Origin of the sequence: Polaribacter sp. (assembly GCF_051251875.1) — a bacterium.
Taxonomy (GTDB): Bacteria; Bacteroidota; Bacteroidia; order Flavobacteriales; family Flavobacteriaceae; genus Polaribacter.
Genome location: NZ_JBPOGL010000015.1, coordinates 1 through 14,010 on the forward strand (window position 1 = coordinate 1; position 14,010 = coordinate 14,010).

At 30.5% G+C, this 14,010-nt stretch carries 10 protein-coding genes and 1 tRNA gene; 6 read left to right on the top strand and 5 right to left on the bottom strand.

Annotated elements, in window-relative coordinates; translation table 11 throughout:
- Nucleotides 1–198: 198 nt before the first annotated feature.
- Together ACSHW5_RS08310 and bshB1 are read right to left on the bottom strand one after the other, a co-directional pair.
- Nucleotides 199–274, bottom strand: a tRNA-His gene (locus ACSHW5_RS08310).
- A 54-nt stretch (nt 275–328) separates the two neighbouring features.
- Nucleotides 329–1,045, bottom strand: coding sequence for a bacillithiol biosynthesis deacetylase BshB1 (bshB1, locus tag ACSHW5_RS08315; protein WP_435675658.1), 717 nt, complete (start codon nt 1,043–1,045; stop codon nt 329–331).
- Nucleotides 1,046–1,451: 406 nt separating this feature from the next.
- Here bshB1 and pckA point away from each other — a divergent pair, with 406 nt between their 5' ends.
- The gene (gene pckA / locus ACSHW5_RS08320) at nt 1,452–3,080 is read left to right on the top strand and encodes a phosphoenolpyruvate carboxykinase (ATP) (protein ID WP_435675659.1); all 1,629 of its coding nucleotides are present in this window, start codon (nt 1,452–1,454) and stop codon (nt 3,078–3,080) included.
- Between the two features lie 284 nt (nt 3,081–3,364).
- Here the strand turns inward: pckA and ACSHW5_RS08325 are convergent, their stop codons facing one another.
- Nucleotides 3,365–6,016 carry a valine--tRNA ligase gene (locus tag ACSHW5_RS08325; protein WP_435675660.1) on the bottom strand — a complete coding sequence of 884 codons (2,652 nt, stop codon included), beginning with the start codon at nt 6,014–6,016 and terminating at the stop codon, nt 3,365–3,367.
- A 109-nt stretch (nt 6,017–6,125) separates the two neighbouring features.
- Here ACSHW5_RS08325 and ACSHW5_RS08330 point away from each other — a divergent pair, with 109 nt between their 5' ends.
- Together ACSHW5_RS08330 and ACSHW5_RS08335 are read left to right on the top strand one after the other, a co-directional pair.
- Nucleotides 6,126–6,488: a DUF1573 domain-containing protein gene (locus ACSHW5_RS08330; RefSeq protein ID WP_435675661.1), complete on the top strand. Its 363-nt coding sequence runs from the start codon at nt 6,126–6,128 to the stop codon at nt 6,486–6,488.
- Nucleotides 6,489–6,495: 7 nt separating this feature from the next.
- On the top strand, nt 6,496–6,900 hold the full coding sequence (locus tag ACSHW5_RS08335; RefSeq protein ID WP_435675662.1) for a DUF1573 domain-containing protein: 405 nt from the start codon (nt 6,496–6,498) through the stop codon (nt 6,898–6,900).
- 54 nt (nt 6,901–6,954) lie between these two features.
- On the opposite strand, the gene ACSHW5_RS08340 is transcribed toward ACSHW5_RS08335, so the two are convergent.
- The gene (locus ACSHW5_RS08340) at nt 6,955–8,295 is read right to left on the bottom strand and encodes an aspartyl protease family protein (RefSeq protein ID WP_435675663.1); all 1,341 of its coding nucleotides are present in this window, start codon (nt 8,293–8,295) and stop codon (nt 6,955–6,957) included.
- 159 nt (nt 8,296–8,454) lie between these two features.
- Between ACSHW5_RS08340 and ACSHW5_RS08345 the strand changes: the two genes are divergently transcribed.
- Together ACSHW5_RS08345 and murB are read left to right on the top strand one after the other, a co-directional pair.
- On the top strand, nt 8,455–9,645 hold the full coding sequence (locus tag ACSHW5_RS08345) for a pyridoxal phosphate-dependent aminotransferase (RefSeq protein ID WP_435675664.1): 1,191 nt from the start codon (nt 8,455–8,457) through the stop codon (nt 9,643–9,645).
- 340 nt (nt 9,646–9,985) lie between these two features.
- Entirely contained in the window at nt 9,986–10,996 is a 1,011-nt protein-coding gene (gene murB / locus ACSHW5_RS08350; protein WP_435675665.1) for a UDP-N-acetylmuramate dehydrogenase, read from the top strand.
- Between the two features lie 56 nt (nt 10,997–11,052).
- On the opposite strand, the gene guaB is transcribed toward murB, so the two are convergent.
- Nucleotides 11,053–12,528, bottom strand: coding sequence for an IMP dehydrogenase (gene guaB / locus ACSHW5_RS08355; protein WP_435675666.1), 1,476 nt, complete (start codon nt 12,526–12,528; stop codon nt 11,053–11,055).
- 209 nt (nt 12,529–12,737) lie between these two features.
- Between guaB and ACSHW5_RS08360 the strand changes: the two genes are divergently transcribed.
- Complete coding sequence (locus ACSHW5_RS08360; RefSeq protein WP_435675667.1) at nt 12,738–13,949, top strand: imelysin family protein; 1,212 nt, start codon at nt 12,738–12,740, stop codon at nt 13,947–13,949.
- Nucleotides 13,950–14,010 lie beyond the last annotated feature (61 nt).

Genomic DNA, 14,010 nt, shown 5'->3' on the forward strand with positions numbered 1-14,010 from the left:
AGATAAACTTCTCGTCCCTTTTAATGTTTACAAAAATAGAGACACAAAAAAAGCTCCTTATTTCTAAGAAGCTTTGTGTTTTGGGTGGAAGACGGGACTCCTTTCGGCTCCGCTCAAGATAAACTTCTCGTCCCTTTTAATGTTTACAAAAATAGAGACACAAAAAAAGCTCCTTATTTCTAAGAAGCTTTGTGTTTTGGGTGGAAGACGGGACTCGAACCCGCGACACTCGGTACCACAAACCGATACTCTAACCAACTGAGCTACAACCACCATATAATTGCGGCTGCAAATATAAATATTTTTTATATTCAAATGAAAGAAAATATTAAATTAATTTACTAAAACTTTCTACAGCCACGTAACGCTCTGTGTTAAAACCTTCTGCATATTCTACACCAATCAATCTTCCTAAATCTTTTGCTCTATAATTAATACTATCTGTAAAATTCTTACTTGTAATAGGCGTTTCTGGCTCATTACTTGTTGGATCATAGAACTGAGAAGCATAAGAAAGTACAGATTTTGATTTAATTTCCATAAAACCGGTTACATTCACAACAAAATCTGGCTCAATATTTTTCCATTGTATATAATGATAAACTTGTTTAGGTCTCCATTTTTCTTGTTGCTCTCCTCCTACTTCTGTTTCAATTTTTAACAAACCACTTAAAAAACAAGCATCAGAAACTAAGTTACTGCCTTTTGGATGATCTATATGTCTGTCATCAATAGCATTGCATAATACTATTTCTGGTTGGTATTTACGTATCATCTTTATAACTTCTAATTGATGCTTTTTATCATTCTTAAAAAAACCATCTGCAAACCGTAAATTCTCTCGCACAGAGACGCCTAATATTTTTGCTGCATTGGCAGCTTCTATATCTCGCAAATCTGCAGAACCTCGAGTTCCTAATTCGCCACGAGTTAAATCTACAATGCCTACTTTCTTCCCTAAAGAAACTTCTTTGGCAATTGTTGCTCCACAACCCAATTCTACATCATCTGGATGTGCACCAAAAGCTAAAATATCTAATTTCATATATGATTTACTCAAATTTAATTTACTACTGAATTATTAATTGACTACAAATTTCTGCATATTAAGTTCAATAAGACCTCTTTTTTTTCAAAAATTATCATTTAATAGCTTCATATCTAAAACATAATTCACCAAAAATAACCAAATTAATAGAATAATTTAAAAAGACATTATTTCTATTACGTTTTCGTGCCTCATATTTAATAAAAATCATTCCTCTTTTTTATCAAAATCATAAAAATTAAACAAGGATTAGAAGTATGATATTAATCATAATATAAACTTAGTAATGGTTATAATTTTGCTTGTATAAAAGATAAAGAATTCACTTTTATTTTAGTAATAACAAGAATACAAACGCCATTAAATTGGCTATTTAAATAAATAATTTTTTAAAGAAACTATTATGAACAAACAAACAATTATTCCTACAAAATCAGATTTAGGAATTTACGGAATCGAAAACGCAACTGTTAACTGGAATTTATCTCCTGAAGAACTTCAAAAAATTACTATTGAAAAAGGAATGGGTAAAGAAACCAAAAATGGAACTTTAGCTATTAACACTGGTAAATTTACAGGTAGATCTCCACAAGATAGATTTATTGTAAAAGATGATTACACTGCAGATAAAGTTTGGTGGGGAAAAACTAACAAACCTGTATCTCAAGAAAACTTTGATAAATTAAAAGCGAACATTGTAGACTATTTATCTAATAAAGAATTATATGCAAGAGATGGTTTTGTTTGTGCAGATCCTACTTACAGAACAGATATTAGAACAATTACAGAATACCCTTGGTCTAATTCATTTGTATTTAATATGTTCTTAAGACCTTCTGAAGAAGAATTAGCTACTTTTGATGAAGAATGGTTAATTTTATGTGCACCAGGTTATGTTTGTGATGACCCAAAAGCATACGGAATTCGTCAAGGTAATTTCTCTATCATTAACTTTACAGATAAAATAGCTTTAGTTGGTGGTTCTGCTTATACAGGAGAAATGAAAAAAGGTATTTTCTCTGCTTTAAACTTAGTGTTACCAATAGAAAGAGATGTATTACCAATGCACTGTTCTGCAAATGTTGGTGAAGATGGAGATACTGCAATTTTCTTTGGATTATCTGGTACAGGTAAAACTACATTATCTGCTGACCCAAAAAGAAAATTAATTGGTGATGATGAACATGGTTGGACAGCAGAAAACAACATATTTAACTTTGAAGGTGGATGTTACGCTAAAGTAATTGATTTATCTGAAGAAAAAGAACCAGACATTTTTAGAGCAATTAAGCCAGGTGCTTTATTAGAAAACGTTGTTTTTGATGAAAAAGGAGATGTAGATTATATGGATAGCACAATTACACAAAACACACGTGTAAGTTACCCAATTTATCATATAGATAACATTGCTACACCATCTTATGCAAGCAACCCAAAAAATATTTTCTTTTTAACAGCAGATGCTTTTGGTGTATTGCCTCCGGTTTCTAAATTAACACCAGGTCAAGCTGCATACCACTTTATCTCTGGTTATACTGCAAAAGTAGCAGGAACAGAAGCTGGTATTACAGAGCCTGTACCATCTTTCTCTGCTTGTTTTGGTGAACCTTTTATGCCATTACACCCTACAAAATATGCTGAAATGTTAAGTAAAAAAATGACAGAAGCAGGTGTAAATGTTTGGTTAATTAACACAGGTTGGTCTGGAGGTCCTTACGGAACTGGTTCTCGTATTAAATTAAAATATACAAGAGCAATGATTACTGAAATCTTAAACGGAAGTTTAGATAATATCGAATTTGAACAACACCCAATTTTCGGATTATTTATGCCAAAATATTGTCCTAATGTACCAACAGAAATGTTAAACCCAATGAATACTTGGTTAAACAAAAGTGCATACATTAGTAAAGCAATTCACTTAGCACATTTCTTCCACTTAAACTTTGAGAAATTTGCGAACGAAGCATCAGAACAAATTATTGAAGGTGGACCATTAATTGATGAACACCACACTTTAGATCACATGTAGTAGTATAGTTTCTTTATTTATGGCTAGGTTTTCTTGTTAACAAGAAAACCTAGCTTTTTTTTATAAGGCTTACATAAAACAACTTTTTATGTTGCTGCTATTATTAATTTTGATAGAAATATTTTTACATGGTAATCTACTCTGTTAATTAATCTTATTGATAATTTACCATTAAAAAAAATGCACAAAAAAAACAGCACTTCTAATTTTTATTTATCTAAATTTTAGAATTAAATAAAAACTAAATGTACTGTTTTAAAGCTGTAAGCTTAAAATACAAAAACCTATTTCAAACTTGCCAAACTATTTTTTATAGTTTCTATTTTTGATAAAGTATCTGATTCTTTTTTACGTTCTAAGGTAATAACTTGTTCTGGCGCATTGGCAACAAAACGCTCGTTAGATAACTTTTTTGTAATACCGAATAAAAAGCCTTGAGCTCTTTTTAACTCTCCTTCTAATTTCACTATTTCTGCTTCAACATCAATATCTTCTTCTGAAATTGGCACAAAATATTCATTAGATTTTACTCTAAAAGATGCGCCTTCTACTTTTTCTGATATTTCAACAATATCAGAAACATTACATAGTTTTTGAATTATTGGATTATAATAAATAGATCTTTCTGTTTTGTTAATCTCAAATAACTCTATAGTATCTTTAAAAGCAATATTTTTATCTTTTCTGATAGTTCTAATTCCTGAAACTATTTCTTGCATTCTTGAAAAAGTTGCTAATTGTGTAATTGAATCAATCCCTTCTATATTAAATTTAACCACTGGATATTTTGCTATAATTAAAGCTTCTTCTGGCGTTCTATCTGCAATATATTGCCAGATTTCTTCAGTTAAAAACGGCATAAATGGATGCAATACTTTTAAATTATTTTCTAAAACTACAATAATTGCATCAAAGGTTTTTTTGTCTATTGGTTGTTGGTATGCAGGTTTTACAATTTCTAATAACCAGGAAGAAAAATCGTCCATTATTAATTTATAAATTGCCATTAAAGCATCTGACAAACGATATTTAGAAAAATGATCTTCTATTTCTGCTAACGTTTTTTGAAATTTTGCTTCATACCAAACCAAACCAATTTTTGCAGTTTCTGGTTGTTCTAAAGTAGCATCAACTTCCCAACCCTTTATCAAACGGAAAGCATTCCATATTTTATTCGCAAATCCTTTTCCTTGCTTACATAAATCTTCATCAAACATTAAATCGTTACCAGCAGCAGAACTTAATAAAAGTCCAACTCTTACCCCATCTGCACCATAATCATCAATTAATTTTAATGCATCTGGTGAGTTTCCTAAAGATTTAGACATTTTACGTCTTTGTTTATCTCTAACTAATCCTGTTAAATAAACGTTTTGGAAAGGTTTTTCGTCTTTATATTCATAACCTGCAACAATCATTCTTGCCACCCAGAAAAATAAAATATCTGGTCCGGTAACTAAATCGTTTGTTGGATAATAATATTTAATTTCTTCGTTTTCTGGATTTCTAATTCCATCAAAAACAGACATTGGCCACAACCAAGAAGAAAACCAAGTATCTAGTGCATCTTCATCTTGACGAAGGTCTTCAATTTTAAAAGACTTCTCAACTGCGCCCGAAGAGACAGCTAATTCGTACGCTTTTTCTCTTGTCTCAGCAACTACAAAATCTTCTTTTCCGTCTCCATAGAAAAACGCAGGAATTTGTTGTCCCCACCAAAGTTGACGAGAAATATTCCAATCACGCACATTTTCCATCCAATGACGGTAGGTATTTTCGAATTTCTTTGGATATAAATTAATTTCGGTATTATCACCTAAAACTGCTTTTATAGCAGGTTTTGCCAACTCTTCCATCTTTAAAAACCATTGATCTGACAATCTAGGTTCTATAACGGCTTTTGTTCTTTCTGATGTACCAACTTTATTTGTATGAACCTCCGTTTTTACTAAAATATCTTTATCTTCTAGCTCTTTTGCAATTTCTTTACGAACTACAAATCTATCTTTTCCTTGATAATGCAATCCAAAAGAATTTAAAGAAGCGTCATCATTAAAAATATCAATAACTTCTAATTGATGTTTATCACCTAAATTCTTATCATTTTCATCGTGTGCAGGTGTTACTTTTAAACAACCTGTACCAAATTCTAAATCTACATATTCATCCTCAATAATAGGTATTACTCTTCCACAAAGTGGCACAATTGCTTTCTTTCCTTTTAAGTGTGTAAAACGCTCATCATTTGGGTTGATACAAATTGCAGTATCACCAAAAATAGTTTCTGGTCTTGTGGTTGCAATGGTTAACGTATCTTCTGAACCTTCAATTTTATACTCTAAATAGTATAAGTTTCCTTGTCTTTCTTCATGAATTACTTCTTCATCAGACAAAGTAGTTTTTGCCTCCGGATCCCAATTTACCATTCTGTAACCTCTGTAAATCAACCCTTTGTTATATAAATCAACAAAAACTTTAATTACAGATTCAGACATTTCCGGATCCATGGTAAACGCTGTTCTTTCCCAATCGCAAGAAGCACCTAACTTCTTTAATTGTTCTAAAATAATGCCTCCATATTCATCTTTCCAATCAAAAGCATGTTGCAAAAATTCTTCACGAGTTAAATCGCTTTTACTAATTCCTTGCTCTTTTAACTTGGCTACAACTTTTGCTTCTGTGGCAATAGATGCATGATCTGTACCCGGAACCCAACACGCATTTTTACCCAATAAACGCGCACGTCTAATAAGTACATCTTGAATGGTATTGTTTAACATGTGCCCCATGTGTAAAACTCCCGTTACATTTGGTGGCGGAATTACAATTGTATAAGGCTCTCTTTCATCTGGTGTTGAATGAAAATAGTTATTTTTCATCCAATATTGGTACCACTTATCTTCTACTTCGTTTGCTTTATATTTTGATGGAATCATTCTACTTTGGTATTGTTTTTGTAATATGGTTGACAAAAGTACAATTATCTAGTAGTTTGTAAAAATTAGATATTGTTTTTATTGATAAAAATTATTGTAAATTTGTAATATGAAAAAAGGACTGTTTTTAGGTTTGTGTTGTTTATGTACAACATTTTTTTATGCACAAGAGTTTCAGTTTATAAACGAAACCATAAATTATGGTAAAATTGATAAAAATACTGATGGTTTAAAAGTTTTTGAATTTACCAATATTGGTAAGGCTCCATTAATTATTAAAGACATAAAAACGTCTTGTGATTGTGCAATACCAGAAAAACCAGAAAGACCAATTATGCCTGGAGAAAAAGCAACTATTACCGTTTCTTATGACACCAGTAAATCTGGTGGTTTTTCTAAAGCAATTACAATTTTTTCTAATGCCAAAGAAGCTAGAAAAGTACTTAAAATTAAAGGATATATTAAAAATTAAAAAAATTATGAAAACTATTTTTACATTATTATGTATTGGGTTGATAAGTGTATCAGCATCTGCACAAGAGTTTAAATTTGAATCGGAAACTATAGATTATGGTAAAGTTGCCAAAGCTTCTAACGGAGAAAGGACCTTTATTTTTACCAATGTTGGAGACCAACCTTTAATTATAGAAAATATTACATCTAGTTGTGGTTGTACAGTTCCTAAAAAACCAGAACAACCAATTATGCCGGGAAAAAAAGGAGAAATAAAAGTATCTTATGATACCAAAAGACCAGGTGGTTTTTCTAAAGCAATTACCATTTTCTCAAATGCTAAAACGCCAAGAAAAGTTATAAAAATCAGAGGATTTATAACCAATGAAAACGTATTAGAAAAGCCTAAAAGTTTGCTTTCTGATAGTTAAAATATAGATTTTTTTTAATCAATAATCCTTGAGGCAACTCAGGGATTTTTTTTACTAAATTCTTTTGTGCAATCGAAATTGAAATTTCATTTTAACTCCATTTCTTCTAATTACTAATTTAATTTTCTTATTATCTCTTTCTTGAAATCTAGAAACAATATCATTTATAGAAAATTCATGAGCAGGTCTATGATTAATTTTTACAATCTCATCATCTTTTAACAAACCCGCTTTATCTGCCGGAGAATTTTTAATTACAGACTGTATTTTATAGGAAGGCTTAAATTGAAATGCATACTTGGTAACAAAAGAAATTGAATTTCTATCATCTAATTCTTGATGGTATTCTGTAATTTTTTTTTGTGAAACTTCTTCTTTTACCAGTTGATTACCACTATAAACTACTTCTAAACCACTCATATTATAATTAAAACCAGAAGTAAAAGAACCATTCTTTTTTAAAGTAATTTTTTTATGAGAATAGTTTATCCAAATGATAAACCTTTTTAATATTTCTCCTCCAATACTTCCATTTCTTGCTTTAAACTTTCTAGCGTTATGTGTAGATACTGAATCTAAAAAAGAAACCGTAGGATTATCAATTTCATATTTACCCAATATAATTTTAGGAATTCTACTTCTATTTCCAAAAATAGTTCCGCTTAAACCTTCACCCAAAATATCATTAAAAAAAAGGATAGGAGTTTTAATATCTTTTTTAGAATTTTCAAATAACCACATGGCATCGCTACCGCCTAAATCTACTAGCATTTTTACATCTGTAGTTGTATTACCAATAGTATCTAGTTGTACTTTTACGTTAATAAAAGGTTTTTTTCTAAAAAATTGAACAGGAAAAGTTTCGCATTTTTTGCAAGAACCATAAGTAAATGTCTTGGGGTTATAGAAATCTATTTTTTTTGTTTTATAATTAATCTTAACAACAAAATTCTTTAATAAATTATACCCAATTATACCATGTATGGTAGTGCCCATTTTACTAGACAAATCAAAAAAATCTTTTAGAATAACATATATGGTTTCATTTTTACTTTCTATATTTTTAATTGAAAGTCTATTGTTTTTAGAAATTAAAGCTGCTACTGGTTCTCCATCACCTAAACCACGAAGCATTATTTTTTTAGTATCTAAAAGTGCAATGCTATCATTTTTTGTTAAATTAAAAAGAATGGTTTTATTTACACCAGAATCTAAAATAAAAGATAATTTTTTTCCATTAATTTCTAAGGGAATTACTACTAAATTGTTAATCACCTGAAAACTAACCTGATGCCTATTTCTATTAGCTTCAGAAAACTGAAACCCAGATTGCGTGTATGCTTTCAAAGAAAACCAAATACATATAAAACCAAAAAGTAAATTCCTTGTCTTCAAAAATAATGTAATTTTTATATCTTTTTTTTGAAGATACAAATCTTAATTTATATACAGTTTTTTTTATGAAATAATTAATACTTAAAGATTTAACAATTACAACCAACAACTGAAATTTATTTTGCAAATTTGCATTGCGAACCTAAATCTTTAAATAATATGCCAAAAATATCTAAAAAAGGAATTTTAATGCCGTCATCTCCCATCAGAAAATTAGTACCTTTTGCGGAAGATGCTAAAAAAAGAGGTGTAAACGTTTATCATTTAAACATTGGCCAGCCAGACATTAAAACCCCACAAGTTGCACTTGATGCGGTAAAAAACAATACCATTACAACTTTAGCCTATGCCCGTTCTGAAGGTTCTGAAGAATACAGAACTAAATTGGCTAATTATTATAAGAAAAACAACATTATTGTTTCTGCATCAGATATAATTGCTACAACTGGTGGTTCTGAAGCGTTAATTTTTTCCATTGGAAGTATTACAGATCCGGGTGATGAAATTATTATACCAGAACCTTTTTATGCTAATTACAACGGTTTTTCTATTTCTTCTGGCGTAACTGTTGTACCCGTAATTTCTTCTATTGATACAAATTTTGCACTTCCAAAAATTGAAGAATTCGAAAAATTAATCACTAATAAAACGAAAGCAATTTTAATTTGTAATCCTGGAAATCCTACAGGTTATTTATACTCTAAAGAGGAAATTGAAAAATTAAAGCAAATTGTTTTAAAACACGATATTTACTTAATTGCTGATGAAGTTTATAGAGAATTTACTTATGATGGTTTAGAACATACTTCCATTTTATCTATAGATGGTTTAGAACAAAATGCTATTGTTATAGATTCGGTTTCTAAACGTTACAGCATGTGTGGCGCAAGAATTGGTTGTGTGGTTTCTAAAAACAAACAATTTATACAAACTGCTATTAAGTTTGCTCAAGCACGTTTAAGTCCGCCAACGTATGCTTTAATTGCCAGTGAAGCAGCCTTAGAAACTCCACAAAGTTATTTTGATGATGTTAAAGAAGAATATGTAGCTAGAAGAAATACTTTAATAACAGAATTGCAAAAAATAGACGGTGTAAAAGTAGCCAATCCTAAAGGTGCCTTTTATTGCGTTGCAGAATTGCCTGTAAAAGATTCTGATGTTTTTGCACAATGGTTGTTAGAAGAATTTAATGTGGATAATGAAACGGTTATGGTAGCACCTGCAAGCGGATTTTATTCCACCGAAGGTGAAGGAAAAAACCAGATAAGAATGGCCTATGTTTTAAATAAAGAAGACCTAATAAAATCTGTTTTTCTTTTAGGTGAAGCATTAAAAGTTTACAAGGATTAGATTACAGTTATAAGTTTTACAAGTGTTCAAATACCTTGTAAATCTTATAGGCAAATCATTTTTAATGGGTGATTTCTATAGCATATTTCTAGTACCTTAAATATGTACAATAGCATATAAATCTAATAAATACCCTTCAGTTTTTTAAACTCTGAAGGGTTTGAAAAGTTTCATTAAGTGTTAAAAATAAATTAAAACACTTGCTTTTAAAGACTGTTACCAAATATTGGCTTAAATAATACTGCCAAAATACTTTTTAGAAAAGCTATTCTTTAAAAAGTTGAAGCTATTGTATAGTATAAAAAAGTAAACTTAGTTAAAAGCAACAAAAACAATACTTGTGAATTTTAAAGAAAATATATCCCTAAAAAATTATAATACCTTTGGGATTTCTGTACATGCCAAACGTTTTATTACTGTTGATTCTGTATATCAATTACAACAACTTTTAAAAGTTGAAAAAGACATTTTTTTAATTTCTGGCGGTAGTAATATGTTGCTTACAAAAGATATTGAAAAATTGGTTGTTCATTTAGATATAAAGGGAATCTCTATTGATAATGAAGATGAAAACACCGTATATCTAACCGTAAATGCTGGTGAAAATTGGCATGAATTTGTGCTTTGGTGTGTTGCTGAAAACTATGGAGGAATTGAAAACCTATCCTTAATTCCGGGTAATGTGGGTACTTGCCCAATTCAGAATATTGGTGCTTATGGTGTTGAAGTAAAAGATACCATAACAAAAGTAGAAGCCATAGAAATAGCAAGAGGTAAATTAGTTCAATTTTCTAATGAAAATTGCAATTTTGGTTATCGCAACTCTATCTTTAAGAATGAGGTAAAAGGGAAATATATTATTACTTCTGTGAGTTTTAAATTGACAAAAAGAAATCATATTTTAAACTCGTCTTATGGCGCTATTAATACTGAATTAACGTCTAAAAATATTACAAAACCAACATTAAAAGATATTTCTGACGCTGTAATTGCCATTCGAAAATCGAAACTTCCAGATCCTAAAGAAATAGGAAATAGTGGTAGTTTTTTTAAAAACCCAGTGATTGCTACAACTCAATTTTTAGAACTACAAAAAGATTATACCAACATACCAAGTTATAAAATTTCTGAAACTGAAGTCAAAATACCTGCAGGTTGGTTAATAGAACAAGCTGGCTTTAAAGGAAAACGTTATGGAAATTATGGCATACATGAAAAACAAGCGTTAGTACTTGTTAATTATGGCAATGCAACTGGAAAAGAGATTTATTTGCTTGCAAAAAAAATACAACAAAATATTCTAGACAAATTTGGAATTTCTTTAGAAATAGAAGTAAATATTATTCAATAAAAAAACCGAGCTTTTTGCTCGGTTTTTAAAGTTTTTAAAGTTTTTAAAAAGTATAATTACTTTCTGCTATAATTAGGAGACTCTTTGGTAATAACAACATCATGAGGATGACTTTCATTTATTCCGCTTGCGGTAATTCTTACAAAGCGTCCTGTTTCTTTAAGAGTTTCAACATCTTTTGCGCCACAATATCCCATTCCAGCACGCAAACCTCCAATAAATTGGTGAATACTTTCAGAAAGTTCTCCTTTATAAGGAACACGACCTACAATACCTTCTGGGACTAATTTTTTAATATCATCTTCTATATCTTGAAAGTATCTGTCTTTAGAACCTTGTTTCATAGCTTCTACAGATCCCATACCTCTATAAGATTTGAATTTTCTTCCTTCGTAAATAATAGTTTCTCCCGGAGATTCTTTTGTTCCTGCCAATAAAGAACCTAACATAACAGAATCTGCTCCGGCAGCAAGTGCTTTAGGAATATCTCCTGTATAACGAATTCCACCATCTGCAATAACAGGCACGCCACTACCTTTAATAGCTGCGGCAACTTCTAAAACTGCAGAAAATTGAGGAAAACCAACTCCTGCAACAATTCTTGTAGTACAAATAGAGCCTGGTCCAATACCTACTTTTACAGCATCTGCACCTGCTTCAACTAAATATTTTGCTGCTGCTGCTGTTGCAATATTACCTACCACAACATCTAATTCTGGAAACTTTGCTTTTACTGCTTTTAAAACCATTACCACACCTTTTGTATGACCATGGGCTGTATCTATAATTACAGCATCTACACCAGCATTTACTAAAGCTTCTGCTCTATCTACAGCATCTGCAGTAACACCTAAGGCTGCTGCAACTCTTAATCTACCATAAGAATCTTTGTTCGCAATTGGCTTTTGAGTTACTTTGGTAATATCTCTAAAAGTGATTAATCCTTTTAAAATATAATTTTTATCAACAATTAAAAGTTTTTCAATTTTATAATTCTGAAGAATTTTTTCTGCATCTCTTAAAGAAGTTCCAACGGCAGCAGTGACCAAATTTTCGCTAGTCATTACATCTACTATTGGTTTTTTACCATCATGTTCAAAACGCAAGTCTCTATTGGTAACAATTCCCTTTAAGATTCCATTTTCATCAACAATAGGAATTCCTCCAATACCATGCTCTTTCATTAATGCTTTCGCATCAAAAACAAGTGCCGTTAAAGGCAAGGTAACCGGATCTAAAATCATTCCACTCTCAGCACGTTTTACTTTTCTAACTTCTTTAGCTTGCTGCTCAATAGTCATGTTTTTATGTAAAACACCAATACCGCCTTCTCTGGCAATGGCAATTGCTAAAGAAGATTCTGTTACAGTATCCATTGCTGCTGAAGCAATTGGTACGTTGATTGTAATGTTTCTAGTAAATTTTGTTTTAATACTAACTTCTCTAGGAAGTACTTCGGAAAAGGCTGGGACTAAAAGTACGTCGTCATAAGTTAATCCTTCTCCTAAAATTTTGTTGTTGTGTGCTGTCATGTTGCAATTAAGGTATAATTGCGTGCAAATTTACAAATAATATATGAATTTTATACTATCAAGAACTTAGTATCTATAATGATAACAATTATTTCATATTGAATATTATTTTTATTTATTCTAAATAAGATTTGTTTAATTCTATTTGAATTGTATATTTGCGACCTAAAAATAAACTATTTTAAATTAATCTAAATAAGCTTAACAAAATGAAATTAGACTTTACAAAACTATCTTTACTTTTATTAGTAAGTATTATAATTACTTCTTGCTCTAATAATGAAAATGATTTACCTACGGATGTTGTAACAAAAGCAGATTTTATAGAAAACTATGCAACAATAGCATCTACAAACTACGCTGACACTTACAATACAGCTGTAGCAATGCAATCAAAAATTAATGCTTTTATTGCAGCACCCACAGAAGCTACTTTAGCAGAAGCTAGAACATCTTGGTTATATGCTAGAGATTTTTATGGACAAACAGAAGCTTATAGAGAAGCTAACGGACCAATTGATAACGAAGATTTATTAGCTACCGAAGGACAAATTAATGCATGGCCTTTAGATGAAGGTTATATTGATTATGTTTTTAACACTACTGGAGGCATTGTACAAAATGGATTAGTGGGTGATACTACATTTGATTTAACTGAAGCTAATATTATAGCAAAAAATGAAGATGGTAAAGATGATAATATATCTACAGGTTGGCATGCAATTGAATTTTTACTTTGGGGACAAGATTCAAATTATAATGATGTAACACTTACTGATGATTATTCTACTTCTGGAAATAGATCTTATACAGATTATACAACAGCAGACTTTGCTGATAGAAGAGCAACTTATTTACAAATAGTTACAGATTTATTAATAAACGACTTAAATGACCTAAATACTACATGGGCAGTTGGGGGTTCTTACAGAACAACTTTTGAAGCATTAGATGAAGATGCAGCACTAACAAACATACTAAATGGTATTGGTTTTATTTCTAATGGAGAAGTTGCTTTAGAAAGGTTAGATCCAGCAATTGATGAAGGTCAAGAAAACGAACACTCTTGTTTTTCTGACAATACTAACCAAGATATGTGGGCAAATGTAAATGGTATTAATAATATTATTATTGGAAGTTATACAACAGAAAGCGGTGAAATTGTTTCGGGTGTTTCTTTAATAGATTTAACAACGCAACTTAATACAACCATTGGAAGTGCCTTAGATACAAAGGCCTCAGAAACCATATTTAAATTAAATACTTTATTAGGTTTAGGCAAAAACTTTGATGAAATTATTAGTGAAGAAACATTAGGTTCTAATGGTCCTGCGGGTCAATTATCATCTGCTCTAAAAGCTCAAGGTACTGCAATTTCTGATGCAGCCAATACTTTAGGTATTAACATTACTATTAACTAAATTTAGTTAAAACATATTATTTTAATAATAAAACTGAAGGCATTATATGTCTTTCAGTTTT